The 17,479-nt window shown below is 39.1% G+C and carries 18 protein-coding genes; 7 read left to right on the forward strand and 11 right to left on the reverse strand.

The window, feature by feature from the left end:
- Positions 1 to 499: 499 nt before the first annotated feature.
- A complete protein-coding gene (locus EKM69_RS06880; RefSeq protein WP_125709499.1) occupies positions 500 to 1,696 on the reverse strand; it encodes an ammonium transporter in 1,197 nt (398 codons plus the stop codon).
- A gap of 96 nt (positions 1,697 to 1,792) precedes the next feature.
- Here EKM69_RS06880 and EKM69_RS06885 point away from each other — a divergent pair, with 96 nt between their 5' ends.
- Positions 1,793 to 2,563: a DUF1003 domain-containing protein gene (locus tag EKM69_RS06885; protein ID WP_125709501.1), complete on the forward strand. Its 771-nt coding sequence runs from the start codon at positions 1,793 to 1,795 to the stop codon at positions 2,561 to 2,563.
- 211 nt (positions 2,564 to 2,774) lie between these two features.
- On the opposite strand, the gene EKM69_RS06890 is transcribed toward EKM69_RS06885, so the two are convergent.
- From EKM69_RS06890 to EKM69_RS06900, 3 genes are all read right to left on the reverse strand, one after another.
- Positions 2,775 to 3,332 (reverse strand): cysteine hydrolase family protein, encoded by a 558-nt coding sequence (locus EKM69_RS06890; protein ID WP_125709503.1) that lies wholly within the window; start codon positions 3,330 to 3,332, stop codon positions 2,775 to 2,777.
- Positions 3,333 to 3,460: 128 nt separating this feature from the next.
- Positions 3,461 to 3,775 (reverse strand): hypothetical protein, encoded by a 315-nt coding sequence (locus EKM69_RS06895; protein ID WP_125709505.1) that lies wholly within the window; start codon positions 3,773 to 3,775, stop codon positions 3,461 to 3,463.
- A gap of 251 nt (positions 3,776 to 4,026) precedes the next feature.
- On the reverse strand, positions 4,027 to 4,860 hold the full coding sequence (locus EKM69_RS06900) for an alpha/beta fold hydrolase (RefSeq protein ID WP_125709506.1): 834 nt from the start codon (positions 4,858 to 4,860) through the stop codon (positions 4,027 to 4,029).
- Between the two features lie 310 nt (positions 4,861 to 5,170).
- On the opposite strand from EKM69_RS06900, the gene EKM69_RS06905 reads away from it, so the two are divergent.
- The 4 genes from EKM69_RS06905 (at position 5,171) to EKM69_RS06915 (ending at position 7,276) form a co-directional block, all read left to right on the forward strand.
- Complete coding sequence (locus EKM69_RS06905) at positions 5,171 to 5,602, forward strand: hypothetical protein (protein ID WP_125709509.1); 432 nt, start codon at positions 5,171 to 5,173, stop codon at positions 5,600 to 5,602.
- Positions 5,603 to 5,769: 167 nt separating this feature from the next.
- Complete coding sequence (locus EKM69_RS06910) at positions 5,770 to 6,291, forward strand: hypothetical protein (protein ID WP_125709511.1); 522 nt, start codon at positions 5,770 to 5,772, stop codon at positions 6,289 to 6,291.
- A gap of 224 nt (positions 6,292 to 6,515) precedes the next feature.
- Entirely contained in the window at positions 6,516 to 6,677 is a 162-nt protein-coding gene (locus tag EKM69_RS12305) for a DUF5993 family protein (protein WP_164505881.1), read from the forward strand.
- Positions 6,678 to 6,688: 11 nt separating this feature from the next.
- Entirely contained in the window at positions 6,689 to 7,276 is a 588-nt protein-coding gene (locus EKM69_RS06915; RefSeq protein WP_225423855.1) for a disulfide bond formation protein B, read from the forward strand.
- 353 nt (positions 7,277 to 7,629) lie between these two features.
- Here EKM69_RS06915 and EKM69_RS06920 read toward each other — a convergent pair whose 3' ends face one another.
- The 5 genes from EKM69_RS06920 to EKM69_RS06940 all read right to left on the reverse strand — a co-directional run bounded on the left by EKM69_RS06920 (position 7,630) and on the right by EKM69_RS06940 (position 13,880).
- The gene (locus EKM69_RS06920) at positions 7,630 to 8,955 is read right to left on the reverse strand and encodes an Nramp family divalent metal transporter (protein ID WP_125709512.1); all 1,326 of its coding nucleotides are present in this window, start codon (positions 8,953 to 8,955) and stop codon (positions 7,630 to 7,632) included.
- Positions 8,955 to 9,890 carry a ferrochelatase gene (hemH, locus tag EKM69_RS06925; RefSeq protein ID WP_404825405.1) on the reverse strand — a complete coding sequence of 312 codons (936 nt, stop codon included), beginning with the start codon at positions 9,888 to 9,890 and terminating at the stop codon, positions 8,955 to 8,957. The genes EKM69_RS06920 and hemH overlap by 1 nt, the downstream gene beginning before the upstream one ends.
- 922 nt (positions 9,891 to 10,812) lie before the next feature.
- Positions 10,813 to 11,529: a hypothetical protein gene (locus tag EKM69_RS06930; RefSeq protein ID WP_125709516.1), complete on the reverse strand. Its 717-nt coding sequence runs from the start codon at positions 11,527 to 11,529 to the stop codon at positions 10,813 to 10,815.
- A gap of 240 nt (positions 11,530 to 11,769) precedes the next feature.
- On the reverse strand, positions 11,770 to 12,990 hold the full coding sequence (locus tag EKM69_RS06935; protein WP_125709518.1) for an ABC transporter permease: 1,221 nt from the start codon (positions 12,988 to 12,990) through the stop codon (positions 11,770 to 11,772).
- On the reverse strand, positions 12,990 to 13,880 hold the full coding sequence (locus EKM69_RS06940; protein WP_125709520.1) for an ABC transporter ATP-binding protein: 891 nt from the start codon (positions 13,878 to 13,880) through the stop codon (positions 12,990 to 12,992). Before EKM69_RS06940 ends, EKM69_RS06935 begins: the two co-directional genes overlap by 1 nt.
- Before the next feature lie 185 nt (positions 13,881 to 14,065).
- On the opposite strand from EKM69_RS06940, the gene EKM69_RS12495 reads away from it, so the two are divergent.
- A complete protein-coding gene (locus tag EKM69_RS12495) occupies positions 14,066 to 14,332 on the forward strand; it encodes an AbrB/MazE/SpoVT family DNA-binding domain-containing protein (protein WP_225423856.1) in 267 nt (88 codons plus the stop codon).
- A 75-nt stretch (positions 14,333 to 14,407) separates the two neighbouring features.
- On the opposite strand, the gene EKM69_RS06950 is transcribed toward EKM69_RS12495, so the two are convergent.
- Positions 14,408 to 14,971 carry an LOG family protein gene (locus EKM69_RS06950; protein ID WP_125709522.1) on the reverse strand — a complete coding sequence of 188 codons (564 nt, stop codon included), beginning with the start codon at positions 14,969 to 14,971 and terminating at the stop codon, positions 14,408 to 14,410.
- A gap of 138 nt (positions 14,972 to 15,109) precedes the next feature.
- On the reverse strand, positions 15,110 to 16,213 hold the full coding sequence (locus tag EKM69_RS06955; protein WP_125709524.1) for a glycerol dehydrogenase: 1,104 nt from the start codon (positions 16,211 to 16,213) through the stop codon (positions 15,110 to 15,112).
- A gap of 617 nt (positions 16,214 to 16,830) precedes the next feature.
- Here EKM69_RS06955 and EKM69_RS06960 point away from each other — a divergent pair.
- On the forward strand, positions 16,831 to 17,337 hold the full coding sequence (locus tag EKM69_RS06960) for a DUF2892 domain-containing protein (protein ID WP_125709526.1): 507 nt from the start codon (positions 16,831 to 16,833) through the stop codon (positions 17,335 to 17,337).
- The last annotated feature ends 142 nt before the right edge of the window (positions 17,338 to 17,479 follow it).

The raw sequence follows: 17,479 nt of genomic DNA on the forward strand, positions 1-17,479 counted from the left end.
AAAATATCAAATGAAGGAATCACCGCGACTTTCAGCGACGAAAGGAGCAAAGAAAGGAGCAAGAAAAAAAGGCCACCATCATAGCAACCGATGATAACCAAAAAGAATAAATCAACAAGATAGAAATAGAATTCAAAATCGCAAGAAGAAAAAAAGGAATAAATCCCTCACCCCAACCAAAACAGTTTTGTACAACAAAACTAAGTACCGTACCCCAACAAAAAAATTGTGTTTGATCCACCCTAGGTTCTGCGGGAGGGTGGAGGGAATTCGCCGTCAGCCGCGAAATTTTCGTTTGCACGGCATGGGCCGTGCTTACGAAAAGACCCAGCTTTGAGATGTCCAAGGCGGTCTTCCTTGGATAGCTCAAAGTGGGTCCGCAGCGTTCCAGAACCGGCAGTGAACCACCCACCAGACTACGACCTCTATAAAACCCAAAACCAAACACAAAAAAAGACAAACCATAAAACAAGTTCGTCTTAATATATAAAAAAATCAACTAAGCATGCAAAGAAGGCACCTTACCATGAACACGAGAACGGCTCTCCTTAAACACAACCTTCAAAACCTTAACAATCACAAAATTAATAACAAAAACAAAAACAAACGAGAAAGCAACAGCGAACACTTGAAGTCCAAACTGAGTCAAGCCGCCGCCTTCAAGCAAACCATTGTGGACCACATTAGGGTTAACAGCCTTAGTAGCGAACAAACCAGTCATAACTGATCCTAAAATACCACTAACACCGTGAGCACCCATAATATCCATGTAGTCATTAATATGCCACATGTATTTCAGCTTGTTGATGAACAAATAACTACCAGCAGCTGAAACCACGCCGATGATCAAAGATGCGGGCAATGTAACAAAACCTGTAGCTGGTGTAATACCAACTAAACCACAAATAACACCGGTACAAATACCATTCATAGTTGCCTTACCTTTGAAGTGATTCTCCAACAATCCGTAGGTCAACATAGCGGTGATAGGAGCCATTGTTGTAGTGAAGAAAGCTTGAATTCCTTGAGGACTCAAGGCTAAAGCACTACCAGCATTAAATCCGTACCAGCCTGCCCAAAGTAAGACGGTACCGATCAACACCCAAAATGGATTCCCTTTAGCTTTTTCATCTTGTTCTTCTTTTTTAATATGTTTAGAAAAAGCAAAGTTGGAGAGGATCAATGCTGTAACACCAGCATCGATATGAATAACCGTGCCACCAGCAAAATCAAGAACACCTAATTTTGCAAGAAATCCGGTACTATCCCAGACCATATGAACGAGTGGATAGTACACTAAAATTGACCATATAGCCACAAAAGCTACAATGTACTTGGTCGACTTTTTCGTTGCAATCGATCCTAAAAAGAGACCGGGCGTCAAAATCGCAAACATCATTTGGAACAAAATAAAGATCGAGTTAGAAATATTAGTGTTTGGATACATCGCCGACAAATCAATGCCGGATAAAAATACGTGACGCAAGTCACCGATGATGCCGAGGTTATTACCTTCAAACGAAAGTGGATAGCCGATCATAAACCAAAGCAATCCAACAACGCCAAACATCAGAAAAATCTCAAACAACATTTTAGTTGTATCTTTTCTCGGGATAAAGCCACCGTAAAAAGCAGCGATCCCAGGGGTCATCACCCAAACTAACAAAATGGAAAGTATCATGAAGGCACTGTCCATGCCCCTCATCTCCCTTTTTAATTTTTTAGTTGAGGTCCATCCAAGTCTTCCATAATTTGTTTTATAATAATCACATCAACCACTAGGGGTGAAATTATGTCAGTCGAAAAAAATAAAGTTTGTGTCATTTGTGGAAAGCATTTTTCAAGCTCCGAGGGGTTATTTCTTCGCGATCTCAACGACCGTCTAAAAGAAAAAATTCTAAACCAAGCTGATTTTGCACGCCCTTCTTCATTCATTTGCTTGAAAGACTTGCAACAAGTTCGACTACAAAGCATGCAATCGATCATCGAGCAAGATTTAGATTACGATCAGAGAGTGAATTCAGAGCTTCAAAAAGAGCTTTCAAAAGACACTTACGTTATTCGGAACTTGAATGATACCGTCAGTGGTCAACTAACTCGTGGCCAAAAAATGGCTGATGCGGTTGCTAAATTCGGTGGTAGTTGGGGATTTATCATCACATTTACTATCGTTTTGATAATTTGGATGTCCGTCAACGTGCTCCACTTATTTGGCATGAACTTCGATCCATATCCCTTCATCTTGCTGAACCTATTTCTCAGCTGTGTCGCTGCTATTCAAGCACCGATCATCATGATGAGTCAAAACCGTCAAGCACAACGGGATCGCTTCGATGCTGAAAATGACTACCGCACTAACACTAAATCGGAAATGGAAATACGCATCTTACACAAAAAAGTTGATCAAATGAATGAGGTCCAATGGCCTCACATTCTCGATATTCAAAAAATGCAGTTAGAAGTAATGAGTGAAATTGAAAATGAGATTCAAACTTTGCGCATCGAGCAAGAAAAACAAAAATCACGTTCACGCAATACTCGTCACCGCACACGCAGATATTAATTTGCTTTAATCAGATATAATTCTATTTATCCTTATCTGATTACAGCGAGTATATGACCATCAAGTGAGAATTTCAAAGATAAAGTACCAAAATTATTGAATTTTATTTTTAATATTTTGCACACCGTTTTCTGAAAAAGATTTTTTTAATATTCGAAAAAAAAGCAATACCAATTTTCAAAAAGAAATTGGTATTGCCTTTTTATCAACGTTATTTAACTACTTTAGCACCTAGAACATTTTCGAAATGATCCAAAGCCCATTCATGACCAGCTTGGTTAAATGAAGCCACACACGATTTGTGGATCACGATCTTGTATCCCAGATCATAAGCATCGACCGCCGTGTGCAGAACGCAAATATCGGTACAAACACCGACCAAATGTAACGTATCGACTTCTCTCTCACGCAAACGCAAGTCTAGATCAGTACCAGCAAAGGCGCTGTAACGAGTCTTATCAAACAGCTTGACCGTATCCTTGCCGACATTATCTTTGTACCACTGACCAGTTTCACCGTAAAGATCACGGCCCCAAGTGTCGCGAACATTGTGAGCTGGGAACAATTTAGTTTCTGGATGATAGTGATCAAAAGGACGATGGACATCAGTTGGGAACCAGACCCAATCGCCATCCTTGCGCATATTATCAGCCAACTTAGCAATATTCTTGTCGATAGCCTGCCCCGCCTCACCACAAGTCAAAGCACCCTTGTCAGCAATAAAATCATTAGTGTAATCAATAATCAGTAAAGCTTGATGTGAAGCCATTATTCATACCCGCTTTCTTGAAAACAATTTGTTACTTTGATTATTGCGATAAAACTAATTTCTGTCAATTCATATTGATATCTGCAATACATGAAAAAAGAATCAGCAAATAATTATCGATCCCGTTTTTATTCATTTCGAAAAATAGTTTTTTTAACTTTACTAATTGGAGGATACTTTACCCATAGCTTTTTTTCATCTTCTAGAGACATTGGGGAATTCTCAAATTGCATATTTCCAATGAAATATTCTGAGAAATTAATAATTAGTTTTGCACCCATCTCGTTAATAACAACGCCCGTTCCACCTTTCATCATTTTGAGATATAAATCAGTTCCATCATTAAAAAGTTCATTAGATGTATAAATTTTACCGTCAACATCGATTTTATAAACATTGTGATAAATAAATAAAGGTTCGAGTGTTTTTGCATTTAGAATCATTACTTTGAATTTTTGAATAATTTTTCTTTACCTTCCAATCTTAAAAAAATCAGAATTGGATAAACTGTAAAAATAGGTGCTTGCGTAATTTAGTATACGCTTTTCCTTATGGATATTATATTAATAATCGTCAATTATTCTCAAGCTGTTCAAGAGAATATTATCCTCAATTGACGACCCTTATAAAAAAAGACAAACCCGTATAATCAGAGTTTGTCTTCATTTTCTATTAAATTTTAAAACCATTTAGATTATTTTTGATCTTCTGGACGTGTTGTCTTCACATCAAAATCAATAATATCTTCGGCAACTTCTTCAGGTTTTTCGATCATAGCAACATGACCGGCCCCTTCGATATCTTTGAACTGGACACCAGGTACTCTGGCAAGACTTGCCTTTGCGTCCTTAATTCCTGCTTCTGTGAGGATTTGGTCTTCTAGTCCGAACAATAACATTGTTGGTTGTGGAATTGCTCTCAGACGCTTATTCATTGGTTTTTCTTCTAAGTATTGTGGAGCGATCTTTTGTAATTGTTTTGATGTTTTGCGTTCGACTTTTTTCGATGAGTCTTGAATTACTTTTGGATCACTCAATTTTGATGTATCAAACTTTTTAGCGAAGTAGAGCTTTGATTTAACTTGTGAGCTTGACATCATGCCACCGATGACGGTGTTTAGCGTGTTGACGTAAGCGTATTTTTCGTTGGCTGGTGTGTTCAACAAGATCATCTTGCTGACGGCGATGTCGTGCATTTCTGTCATGCAAGTTACGACTAATCCACCGATACCGCAACCGAATAAGATAACTGGACGGACTACTCGTAGTTTTCCGAGAACTTCCCAAACTGCCCAGGCTTCACTGTCCATTTGGTAGTTTTCGTCTTTTGCAGGAGCTGATTTACCATGTCCTAATAAATCAACTGCTACGATCGAATATTTGTCTTCTAAGTGTGGTGTGATCTCGTCAAAGTAATTCAATGAACCGTCGATACCATGTACAAAAACGATGATCTCTTTGTCGCTGCTAAGATCACCAGTCACTTTAACGTTAACTTCACCATTTGATGTAATAAATGTTTGTTCCAAGTTATTTTCCTCTTTAAAATTCAGTTTGATTTATTTATCTATCCATATTTAATTTTAGTATATTTGTGTGAATTTCTAAACAATTTCACAAAAAAATCATATTTAGAAATTTATAGACGTTATAAATAGGATAACTCTATATAAAATTAATAAAATAATCTCTAATACCGTATCATAATGTTGGTTATTTTTCACAATATAGGCTGATTCTTAAGATAATAACTGTAATATATTTTTAAGCCTCGTTTAATTTTTCTCCCCTATTCTGAATTACAGCATATTTGATATGCGACAAGGAGGATTCATCAAAATGAAAAAATCAAGAAAATTAGCATTATTATCATCAGTAGCAATCTTAGGACTAGCACCAGCTGCAACAATCGCAGTTAGCTCAGCATCAACAGCCAGCGCTGCCGTAGCTCAACCTGCTAAGAAAGCTGAACCAAAGAAAGCAACTCCTGCTAAAGCTCAACCTAAAAAAGCAGAACCTGCTAAAACTACACCAGTTAAGGCTCAACCAGTAAAGAATACACCTGCTAAACAAGCTCCTGTAAAGGCTCAACCTGCTAAGACACCCGCTAAGCAAACTCCAGCAAAAGCTCAACCTGCCAAGACACCTGCTAAGCAAACTCCAGCAAAAGCTCAACCTGCTAAGAAGACACCTGCTAAGCAAACTCCAGCAAAAGCTCAACCTGCTAAAGCACAACAAGCACCAGCTCAAGCTCAACCAGCTCGTAGATAAATTTTAAGAAATCATTTTGGGATCGTGGTTATCCGCGATCTCTTTTTTTCTGAAATCATTCGGCAGATTACAATTTTTTCGCGTAATTACGGATTTTTAAGCCATTTTTAATTTTTGCCACGTATTATAAAAATCATTAAGAGAACACATTATGGAGGCACTCATTTATGAAGAAAACTAAAAAAACATTATTAATTTCATCAGTAATTTTATTAGGATGGATCCCAACTGCAACTTTTGCAGCAACTAACGCTTATTCTGCAAATGCTGCTGTCGTTGGTTCTAATAACCAACGGAACAACAATAATCGTCAAAATAATAACAGTAAGAACAACAACAATAATCAAAGTAATAAGAACCAAAACAACAACGTTAACAAGAACGTTAATAACAATCAACCAGCTAAGAACAATAACAACGTCAACAATAATTACAACAATAACACTACCCAAACTGCCGGTTTGACTAACATCCAAAATCTTTCTGGATACCACTCAGTAACATTAGCTGGACCTTCCGGCTTTGTTTACAGTCTCTACCTAACATCTGGTGCCAAAGGTTCCCGTGGACTCGCCGGTGAAACTTCTTGGTATACTGATAAGACCGCTCAAGATAGCGCTGGTAATACTTATTATCGTGTTTCTACTGACGAATGGGTCAAGGCTGATACTGGTGTTACGTTCAACTAGTAACAACTTGAGATATCAATAGATCATCCTCACCTTAATTGCTGATTATTTTTTAAAAAATCTATTTTAAGACTTCCAACTAAAAAAAGTTGGAAGTTTTTTTGTGTAATTGCAAGCGCCTTCAGCATTGGCTTTGTTTAGCTTTTTCACAAATTCGATAAATGAATGATATTGCCAACATATTCACTAATTGCTAAGATAGTTTCTCGGAAGGGGACGATTTTATGGATATCATTATTATGATAATCATCACATTAATGTTTTTGCGAATGATTATTCGGGGAAAAGTTACTAAATTAGATTTTACATTGTGGGCAATAACTTGCATTTTGATTTTGATCTTGTTCAAACTGCACGCTACTAGCACGTTGCCGATCAGTCTATAGGGGGGACAAATTTGATAAACACTAAACAAAGTACCGTAACTTCTCAAATGGGGTTTTGGGGAGCTAATTTATTTATTTTTGCATATAATTTTGTTTTAGCAGGAGGATTCTTTTTTCAATTCGCTCTACACGAATTTCCATGTCCTCTCTGCATGATTCAAAGATATTTCATGATGTTAGCTTGCTTCGGTCCACTGTACATCATCCTAGCAACTAAAAAAGGAACGATCACACCACAAAAATTTATGCGTGGCTATGGTCTATCACTCTTAGCATCATTATTAGGAGCTTCAGCATCGATCAGACAGATTTTACTACACATCGCACCAAACGATCCTGGTTACGGTTCAGCCGTCTTTGGGATTCACACCTACACGTGGGCATTGATCAGCTTCATCGTCGTAATGTTCTTCTGTTCCTTCATGATGATCTTCGCAAAAGAACTTTGTCCAAAAGGTTCCGAATACAACGTAATAGCAACAATCAACATCTGGATCTTCGCAGTCTTGATCGTAGCAAACCTATTCGCAATCATCGCTGAAGAAGGATTCCACTTCTTATTACCATCTGATCCAACTAAATACTTATTATTCTCTTAACAGAGAGCGGAGGGCGACGGTCAGCTGCTGAGGATTAACGCGGGTGGTCGAACAAGGTGCGGCAAAGCCGTGCCTCGACCACCTGTGTTAACCGGAGGCCGCTGTCGCCTGGAGTTCGTTTCCGCATACTTGAGGATAAAACTAAAAAACTCTATCCAAATTGCAACTAGTTTAGCCAGCAAATAAAGACAGCACAGCTTTTTATCTCTGCAGCAATACTGCAACTAAATGTGTGAACCGGAGATTACTACAGCACAGGCCAGTTTCCGTTATAAACAGAACAACATAACGAAAAAATAAACAATTAAAAAATCACCGAACAAAAAAACTTATTTGTTCAGTGATTTTTATTTTTACCCCAAAGTAGAAACAATCAACTGCAAGTTCAATACGGTGATAATACTTGCCAGTATTAAGCCAACGACCAGGACGAGCTTGCTATTAACATGCTCCCCCATCAATTTCTTACTGCTGGTCAAAAGTATCATCGGGAACAGAGTGAACGGCAGGGCGATGCTCAAGGCAATCTGTGCGTAGACGATCATGTCTTCAAAATCTTGCTCGTTGAAGCCGACTATGAAGCCGATAATCAAGATCGGTATCAAGGTGACAAATCGCGTTAACAGGCGTCTTTGCCACAGTGGCAAGCGGATATTCAAGTATCCTTCCATGACGATCTGCCCCGACAAAGTACTCGTGATCGATGAGATCAGTCCGGTGATCAATAATGCGAAGGCAAAAAGCAGACTCATCGCAGGACTAGCTAAACTGCCGACGACATTGCTGTTTTTTAAACCATCGAAGACGTTTTGAAAGCTGGCTAGTTGTCCACTAGCATGGAAAAATAAGGTTCCACCTAGGATCAACAATAAAGCGTTGATAAATAAGGCTGCAATTAGGTGAACATTTGAATCCCAGTTGGCGAACCGCAGTGCTTCTTTGACTTGAGCTGGATCATGATAATCGTAGCGCCGACTTTGTGCCAGCGACGAATGCAAATAAATATTATGCGGCATGATCGTTGCCCCCATGATACCTAAGCTCAAAACTAATTTTTGATGATCTTGAAAAATATCTGCCGTTGGCACGACTCCGTTCAATATTGCCGCTATCGGTGGATGTGCTCGAAAAACTTCGATCCCAAAAATCACGCCAACTACCAGGATGGCCGAAAGTACGATAAATTCGATCCGTCGGATCCCAAAGCGCAAAAATAACAAAACTATCAAAACATCAAAGATAGTCAATAAAATTCCGTATAACAAAGGCAGGCCAAACAATAGACGCAACGCGATAGCCGTCCCGACTACCCCCGTCAAATCAGTCGCCATCATGGCTACTTCGTTTAAGATCCACAAACCGTAACGAACACTCCGTGGAACTTTTAAGGCAATAGCCTGAGCTAGATCTTGGCGAGCGACCACACCTAGTTTGATCGACAACGACTGCATGAACATCGCCACAATGATAGATATTAATAAAACCGACAGCAGTTGATAACGATACTGACTACCACCTGAAAGCGACGTCAGCCAATTACCAGGATCCATGTAGCCAACAGCCACCAAAGCTCCAGGCCCACTATAAGCTAAAAATTTTTGAGTAAAAGAACTTTCATAAACGCTAGGAACTTTCACACTTTGGTTGATCTCATCCAAACTTTTTTTAACATCCGTCATTATTTAGCCTCATTTCTAACAGCTAAATCAGCTAAAAACTGGCTAAACTCCGGATCGCCATTCATCGGTTCGACTAACTGAAACTTATCGCCACCAGTCGACTTGAACACTTGATAATTTTGAACATAATCCTCTTCCAAAGTTTCCAAACAATCAGCCACAAACGAAGGCGTAACGATCAAAATATTCCGTTTCCCAAGTTGAACCGCCTGCATCAAAGCATTTTTCAAATAAGGCTTCAACCAAGGCATCGGACCAAACTTAGACTGATAAACCGTCTTGATCTGATCAGAAGGAACATCCAGCAAAGCACTGACCGACTCAGTAGTCTCCTCACACTCAGTTTGATAAGGATCACCATGTTTGACCATAGCTGTAGGGATCGAATGATAGCTAAAAAATAATTCGTCATACTCATCAGCATCCCAAGCCGCCTGAATTTTTTTAGCCAAAAGCCGTTGATAAACTGGTTCGTGATAAAAACGATCAATAACAGTCAGCTCAACATCAGCTTTTTCAGCCTGATCAATAATCGACTTAGTAGAACTCTGCGTATACTGCGGAAAAAGCGGCAACAAAATAACATTAGAACACCCAGCAGCCTTCATCTGATGCAAAGTATCAACAATATCAGGCTCCCCATAAGTCATAGCCATCTCAACCTTCCAATCAGGCAAAAGAGCCTGAACCTGGTCAGTAATGATCTGAGTATAAGCAATCAAAGGAGACCCACTCTCAGTCCAGGAGTCCTTATAAAAAGTAGCCGAACGCCAAGAACGCAAAGGCAAAACAATCCCATTCAAAATAGGCTGCCAAACAAACCGAGGCATCTCAACAACATTCTGATCACTCAAAAACTCCTTCAAATAGCGCTTAACATCAGCAGTCTCCGGAGAAGCCGGCGAACCCAAATTAACCAACAATAACCCCTGCACAAAAACTCCCCCTAACATCGAATAATTAATAATTCTATTTTATCATTATTTGAGAATCGATAAACAAAAAACAGAGAGCGGAAGGCGACTGGGAGCTGCTGAGGATTAAATCACAGAGAGTGGAGGTGCACGGGTAGCTGCTGAGGATTAACGCGGGTGGTCGAACAAGGTGCGGCGAAGCCGTGCCTCGACCACCTGTGTTAACCGGAGGCCGCTGTGCACCGGAACTCGTTTTCGCATCCTTGAGGATAAAAATAAAAACCACTATCCAATTTGCAGCAAGTTTAGCTAACAAGAATGAATAGAACGCGAAACACCAACAAGAAAATCAAAACAAGACAAAATAAAAAAGCTCACTCCCACGAAATCAAGAAGATTGAGCCCATTTGAATAGATAACAAAAATCAAGGCGAGAGTGCGAGAGAATCGAGCACGCGAGCCAGAAGCGAAAGCAAGAGAAGAAAAATAATATTAACACTTATCCAACAAATAAAGAAAGAAAAGATTGCAAAAAAAAGGTAAGCCAGGAAACAAAATGAGCGGAGCTTCAGTCCCGCGAACCGAGAAGCAGCACGGAAATCAAACAGCACAAATCTTGCGAAAAATAATAGGAAGCACCTATTCCCCAACTCAAAACAAGGGGGGGATTGCCCAACCTAGACGGAGGGGCCCGGGATACACACCTCAGCCGCCAGATTCCTCTTGGCGACGAAGGAGCTTAGAGGAAGGCTCGTATTGGAGATGTCCGGGTGAACTTCCCGGATAGCTTCAATCGATGCCGGCAGCGTTCCAGTGTGTGTATCCCGGGCCCCGGAGTTGGCAGTGAACCACCAACACAAACTACTACCTCTATCCCAACCACCAAAAATCACAAACACCAGCACAAGCAAAACGCCTCTGTCTGCCCTACTCTCTCACATATTTAAAAATCAACCGGCGGCTTCATAGTAATCCCAAGCGATCTCCAAACCTCTTCCTTAGGCGAACGCCCACCAGTATACAAACTAAAAGTCTCTCCACTCTCAGCATCCAAAAGCTGCCCCGAACTAATCCGCAACAAAGAAGTATAATCATCCCCCTCAGCAGGAATCAAATTATACCGCCCCTTCTTAGCAATCAACCGCTCATAATCCCGCTCGATCGACTCAGTACCATCAGGATTGACCCGCCACAAAACAAACCGAGACAAAGGATGATCATACCCATAATTATCCAACTCATAATATCGAGTAAAATCCCGATCAGACACATAAAACTTATGCTCCATATCATAAACAGAAGTCCCAAACGAATCATCCGGCTTCTCCGCAGAAAAAACCTCAAACTCAGAAGCACGAAGAGCATCCGAATACCGCATCTGATAGTCATAAACCTTCAAACCACCATCTTCAGTCCGATCGACCTTAAAATAATAATCATAATCGCCAGTCTTAAAAACATAATGGTCACGTGAAATCTTATGATAGTAAATATCATCATATTGATCGTCATAACCCTTAACTCCCATATGCTTTAACTTAACCGAATCCTTATTCAAAATAAGCTTGTAAAACTCATCATCCGTATAAGGATCACTCGTCAATTGCGATTCAAAGTATTGCCCCTGCATATCATCCGGGATCCCTGGAAAAAAAGTCACCGAAAATTTAGTTGGCGGGTCAAAATGAGCCTTAGTTTCCCCGACTGCTCTGTGTGAACACCCCACCGTGATCAACCCGAAACAAATTAAAAAAGATAGCCTAATAATCATCCCTACTAGTTTCAATCGTTTCCCCTATGCGTATTTTTTCGTCAGTTTATCACAGGTTTCACCATCTTTTCGAAAAAAATAACCAAAGATATTGAGAAACAATCTTTGGTTATAAATTAATTTGATTTTCTATTTATATGACAAGCCAGACTTCAACGCTTTGAAAAATCCGCGGTCGTCAGTTTGCAGCATCAAGCCCTTGTACATCTTGCCAATGTAATACGATGACAACAAGATCGTAGCGAGCAAGATCACTAAGGAAACAACGACCTCGACTGGACTCACTGTTTCGTTGATCACACGGATCGGCATGAAGTACGATGAGAAAAATGGCACATATGACAATACTTTAACGACCACAACGTCCGGGTCAGCCACAAATGGGAACGTTGCGAAAAATGCTAACATACTCAACATGATCGCCGGTTGCGCCGCCTTAGGAGCATCTTCTGCCTTGGCAACTAAAGCCCCACTCAATGCAGACAAGACCGTGTAAATGACCACACCTAAGAATAGGAACAGCAAGTTAACGTTGAACAAATTCTCGACCACACCGTTAACTAAATGACTATTATCATGCATGAAATCTTTCGTCAGGTCGATTTTTTTCGCGACTTCTAACGCAATTCCACCACCAATGATGTAAACCGCGATCTGCGTGAGAATGACCAGCATCACACCACTGATCTTACCGACGAAATATTTAACTGCGCTGGTACTGGAAAAAATAATTTCCATGATCTTGGTCCCTTTTTCCGAGGCGATCTCTTGAGCAGTGATCGATGAATAATTGATCAAGATCATGTAGACCATTCCGACCAGGATCCAGAAAGAAATTTGCCGAATAGTCGAATCATCGCTCTTTTGCTTCTGAACGTGTTCCTTAAGGGAAAAATTAGTTGCTAAGGAAGCAGTTTGGGCAGGCGATAATTGGGCATTTTGCAAGTTATTGTTTTGTTGGATCTGCCCTAAAAATAGCTGCAAGTTAGTTTTGACATCATTACTTAAATTTTGGTCACCGTAATAATTGGCCGAGACCTTTTTAGCATCTGTCTTGATCAAGATATATCCGGAAATGTCCTTATGCTTCAAAGCTTTTTTTGCGGAAGCTTCAGTCTTATATTTTCCGTTGATATCATCTTTATTTTGCTTGATATATTGTTGACGGAGTTGCTCATTAGAACTGACCATGGCAATCTTATCGTGATTAGTTGACGAATTCATCCCCAAATAACCGATCCCCACTCCGATGCCGAGGAAAATAAATGGCATTAAAACTAATAAAAAGAAACTCCAAGACTTAACTTGGCGCATATAAGTTTGACTAGTTACGATCCACCATTTTTTCATTATTTTTCCCCCACTTTCATCCGGAATATCTCATCTAGAGTCGGTGGTCGTTGTGAGAATTCTTCGATGTAGTGACCTTTAGTCAATTGGTCAAAGATGGCTGGACCAGCTTGTTCACTGTCAAGACGTAGTAAAAAGCGTCCATCGCGAAGAGGTTCTACGGTGTTGACCATAGGCAATTCCCATAATTTTTCAATGGACCAATCAGTTGCCACGAATAATTCCGTTTTACCAAACTGTCCACGGACCTCATCCAAGTTACCGGACAAAACGACATTCCCCGTTTTCAGCATGACCAAAGAATCGCAGACTTCTTCAACGTTAGACATGTCGTGACTTGAAAAAATAATCGAAGCTCCATTAGCTTTTTCAGCTAAGACAGCTTGTTTCAACAAGTCAGAATTAACAGGATCAAGCCCACTAAATGGCTCGTCCAAAATGATCAAAGAAGGACGATGGATCAAAGTACAGATCAGTTGGACTTTTTGCTGGTTACCTTTAGAAAGATCTTTGATCTTGTCAGACTTCTTACCTTTAACAGCGAATTTCTCCATCCACTGATCGATCTGTGGCTTGATATCTTTCGCCTTTTTCCCTTTTAGCTTAGCCAAGTATACTATCTGTTGTTCGATCGTCAATTTTGGCATTAAACTACGTTCTTCGGGAAGATAGCCGATTTGATCAAAAACATCTTCTGAAATAGGCGCATCATTCCAAGAAATGTCGCCATCAAACTTCAAAAAATTTAAGATACTGTGAAATGAAGTTGATTTACCGGCACCATTTTGACCGATCAATCCCATAATTTCCCCATCAGCAATCGAAAAACTAACATCGTTTAAAGCTTTGACGTCCCCGAACTGTTTCGATACGTGTTCCACTTTTAACACATCATCGCCCCCTTTATTATTTATTAATCGTATCAATTATAAAGAGTTATTAATAGTGCCAAAATAATATTCGATAAAATGAAAACATCTTGCTCTGCCAGCATTCCAAATAAGCAAAGTAGATCAGTCGCATATTTCATAACTCAAGATGTTATAATCTAGCCATTAAGTGAGGGGGCATTCATATGGACAACAACAAAGGCATAGTGAAAATATCTCAAAATGGCGAAATCAAATTGTCAAAAGAATTAATGAAAAAACTAGCTATAAAACCTGGTGATAACCTCTACTACAACATCGAAAAGGACCATAAAGTAACCTTCCAAAATCCTAATGATTCCTGGTACAACATCATTAAGAACACATCTAGTGAAAAAGTTGTCTTCGACCAAAACGGAAACTATGATCCAAAAAAAAGTCCAAATTTCCATGACTGGATGGTCAATGGATAATGGACTTTTTTGATTCTAAATTAATTAGGAAAATACGCTATTTCTGGTTGTTTATATTTTTTAACTTACTACTGTTTAATACTCACGGATCTTAGGTGGGATATAACTGTACATAAATGTATAAACATTTTCTAGCTTGTCAGTAAAGAACAGCTTGGAACGATCTTTTCGAGTGAGAAAGCCTTTTTCAGTCATATAATCGAACATATCTCGCAAATGGTTGTAATATCCATCTACGTTGAATAGAACACAAGGGTTCTCATTATCGCCTAGTCGTGACCATGAGAATGCCTCGATAATCTCTTCCAAAGTTCCTGGTCCACCAGGTAGGGCAATTGATCCGTCGGACATTTCGAGCATCAATTGCTTACGTTCTGACATGTCAGCAACTACTTTCAGTTCCGTCAAGCCGTCATAAGCAGCGCCTCGATCAACTAGTTCTTGAGGCATGATCCCGTATACTTTGCCGCCTCGGTCTAAGACACGTTTGGCGAGGATGCCCATTAATCCGACTCCTCCACCACCGTATACTAAGTTAAAGTCATTATCGACCAACCAATCTGCCAGACGGATTGCCGCCTTTACGATGTTTTGGTCGTTACCTTCAGATGCACCACAATAAACCGCGATATTTTTCATGTCGAACCTCCTAGTGTATTTACCCAAAAGACTAGCATATAATCAGGATTTTTTAAAAAATGTTTCGTTATATTTTTTATCAAAATTGTAATAATACTAAAAAAGCTGCCATCATTTGCGATAGCAGCTTTTTCGATATTATTTTGATTCGTTGTATTCATGAACGTAAGCACTAACAGCCAAAATTACGTCAGCCACATCTTCTGGCGTTACTTCAAACGGCATATTTTGCATAGTTTCTGCAGGATCTGTTGCAGCTTTTCCGACCTTTAAGAGATCTTCATATGAAACATCAGGAATGTAGAGATCTTCAAGCGTTGTTGGTAATCCTATGCTTTGATAAAAGTCGATAAACTTATTCATTTTTTCTTCAGGAGCATTATCTAACATCAACTCACAAAGAGTCCCATAGGCAACTTTTTCACCGTGCATCAAAGTCTCAATTTTCCCATCAAGTACAGTGAAGGCATCGTAAATAGCGTGAGCAGCTGCTAATCCAGCACTTTCAAAGCCTAAACCACTAAGTAATGTGTTAGCTTCGATAACTGCATCTAGTGAAGGACTTACTACGTTTGCCTTTGAAGCCGCATATGCTTGTTTACCATGTAAGAATAAATTGTTCATACAAGTTTTTGCAATTGCTAATGAGGCTAATGTTTGTTGACCGTGAAGCATTGAAGGATTGTGACCTTGAGCAACATCACTAGCTTCAACATTTGTAGCCATGGCATCACCCATACCAGCTGCCAAGGTTCTTACAGGAGCTTGGGCGACAACTTGTGTATCGATCAAAACTAAATCCGGGTTCTTGTCATAGAATGAGTAATATTTGAATGTCCCATCTGGATTGTACATTACTGACAATGCGGAACAAGGTGCATCAGTTGATGCTGTTGTTGGCATAACAACAACTTTAACTTTAGCTTTATCACCGATTTTCTTTGTAGCATCAGCAGTCTTACCACCACCAACACCAATCACTAGATCAGCATTATGCTTATCACAAATATCAGCAATTCGTTGTGACTCTTCATCAGAAGCTTCACCACCGAACACAGCATGTTCAACATCAAAGCCTTTATCTTTTAAAACGTCGAAGACTTTATTCCCAATGATTTTCCAGACATTGTCATCACTAATAAGTACTGGTTTACTACCGAGATCCTTAACATACTTATCAACTTCGAGTGCAACATTCTTTCCTTGAATATAACGTGATGGACTTGCAAAAATTTTTACCATGATCGTTCCCCCTTTGTTAATATTTTCATTATAAGACAAAAAACATAATTTTTCATGACAACGCTATCAAAAATATTTATAAAAATTGTTTGAGTCAATCCCGTAGAAACACTATGAAACGGGTACCAGACACTCATATCATTGACTTTTAAAATATGATTTTTGTGGAAATAAAATTGAAAATTAATTTAAAAAAAATTTAATTCTCATGCTAATTTTCCGAAAGAAATACGTATATTGTGATTTTGTGATCAAAAAAATCATTCATGGATAACAACCCATAGTCCCAAATCCACTTCACCAATCTATAAATACTGTTCAGATTGAAAAATTCAACAGACTCCCAACATTTGAGCTAGGTGAAAAATAAATACCATTCATATATTTTCTATTATTTAATCATTAAGTTAAATATGATTACTCAGACTTCTTTTTTGATGAAAAATTAAATACCCCATTTATGTGATTTTACAATAATATTAGTCCCAACTAATTGATATAATAAAAGTTATCCTGTAACACATCGTATATCTAATTTTTAAGTCATTTTTATTGTAATTTTCAGTTATAGGATTATCTTTGACATTTCTATCATATTAAACACAGGGGGATTTAACATGGTTCAAAGTAGAAAGATCAGCCCAAATGACAATTTTTCAGTTAGTTTGATTGCACCTTGGGTCAAAGGGAATATTTTTGTTGATAATAACTTTTTAAGGGTCGATATCCAAAATACTGTTTTGTTCGGCATGCTTCCTGCCGGAAGATCTAAGGATACTTCTCCACTGAACACCGTTTCTAACGTTTACACTTCAAGTTCTTATCACCTAGGAGCTATCATCCTCGGTGCTATTTTGGCTTTGGCCGGATTGTTCTCATTCGGTTCATCAGCTTTCACTGCGTTGATCTTGATGTTCATCGGGGTCGCCGTCTTCGGTAGTGGTATTAAGACTGTCTTTACTTATGAAAGATCTGGTATTGCTAAAACGATCGAGTTGCCTTTCTTTGAAGCTAACCACGCGCGTGAGTTGGAAGAACAAGTGATCCAAGCTTTGGCACAATATCAAGATGATCGAAACGTAGCTACTAGTACAGCTGCTATTACTGAAGCAATTAGAAACTAAAGGTTGAAAGATGAATATAACAAAATAACCCCGGCATACCGGGATTTTATTGTATAAAAATAGACATGAGCTTACTCATATCATTATAATTAAGGCGTCGAAACCAATTACAAAGGAGTATTCATGTCCATGTCTATTTTAC

The organism is Companilactobacillus zhongbaensis, assembly GCF_003946515.1.
GTDB classification, from domain to species: domain Bacteria; phylum Bacillota; class Bacilli; order Lactobacillales; family Lactobacillaceae; genus Companilactobacillus; species Companilactobacillus zhongbaensis.

Excerpts from the sequence above, each read along its gene's own strand:
- EKM69_RS06880 (WP_125709499.1), bottom strand. The coding sequence starts at position 1,696 with ATGGACAGTGCCTTCATGATACTTTCCATTTTGTTAGTTTGGGTGATG.
- EKM69_RS06885 (WP_125709501.1), top strand. The coding sequence starts at position 1,793 with ATGTCAGTCGAAAAAAATAAAGTTTGTGTCATTTGTGGAAAGCATTTT.
- EKM69_RS06890 (WP_125709503.1), bottom strand. The coding sequence starts at position 3,332 with ATGGCTTCACATCAAGCTTTACTGATTATTGATTACACTAATGATTTT.
- EKM69_RS06895 (WP_125709505.1), bottom strand. The coding sequence starts at position 3,775 with ATGATTCTAAATGCAAAAACACTCGAACCTTTATTTATTTATCACAAT.
- EKM69_RS06905 (WP_125709509.1), top strand. The coding sequence starts at position 5,171 with ATGAAAAAATCAAGAAAATTAGCATTATTATCATCAGTAGCAATCTTA.
- EKM69_RS06910 (WP_125709511.1), top strand. The coding sequence starts at position 5,770 with ATGAAGAAAACTAAAAAAACATTATTAATTTCATCAGTAATTTTATTA.
- EKM69_RS12305 (WP_164505881.1), top strand. The coding sequence starts at position 6,516 with ATGGATATCATTATTATGATAATCATCACATTAATGTTTTTGCGAATG.
- EKM69_RS06920 (WP_125709512.1), bottom strand. The coding sequence starts at position 8,955 with ATGACGGATGTTAAAAAAAGTTTGGATGAGATCAACCAAAGTGTGAAA.
- EKM69_RS06935 (WP_125709518.1), bottom strand. The coding sequence starts at position 12,990 with ATGAAAAAATGGTGGATCGTAACTAGTCAAACTTATATGCGCCAAGTT.
- EKM69_RS12495 (WP_225423856.1), top strand. The coding sequence starts at position 14,066 with ATGGACAACAACAAAGGCATAGTGAAAATATCTCAAAATGGCGAAATC.
- EKM69_RS06950 (WP_125709522.1), bottom strand. The coding sequence starts at position 14,971 with ATGAAAAATATCGCGGTTTATTGTGGTGCATCTGAAGGTAACGACCAA.
- EKM69_RS06955 (WP_125709524.1), bottom strand. The coding sequence starts at position 16,213 with ATGGTAAAAATTTTTGCAAGTCCATCACGTTATATTCAAGGAAAGAAT.
- EKM69_RS06960 (WP_125709526.1), top strand. The coding sequence starts at position 16,831 with ATGGTTCAAAGTAGAAAGATCAGCCCAAATGACAATTTTTCAGTTAGT.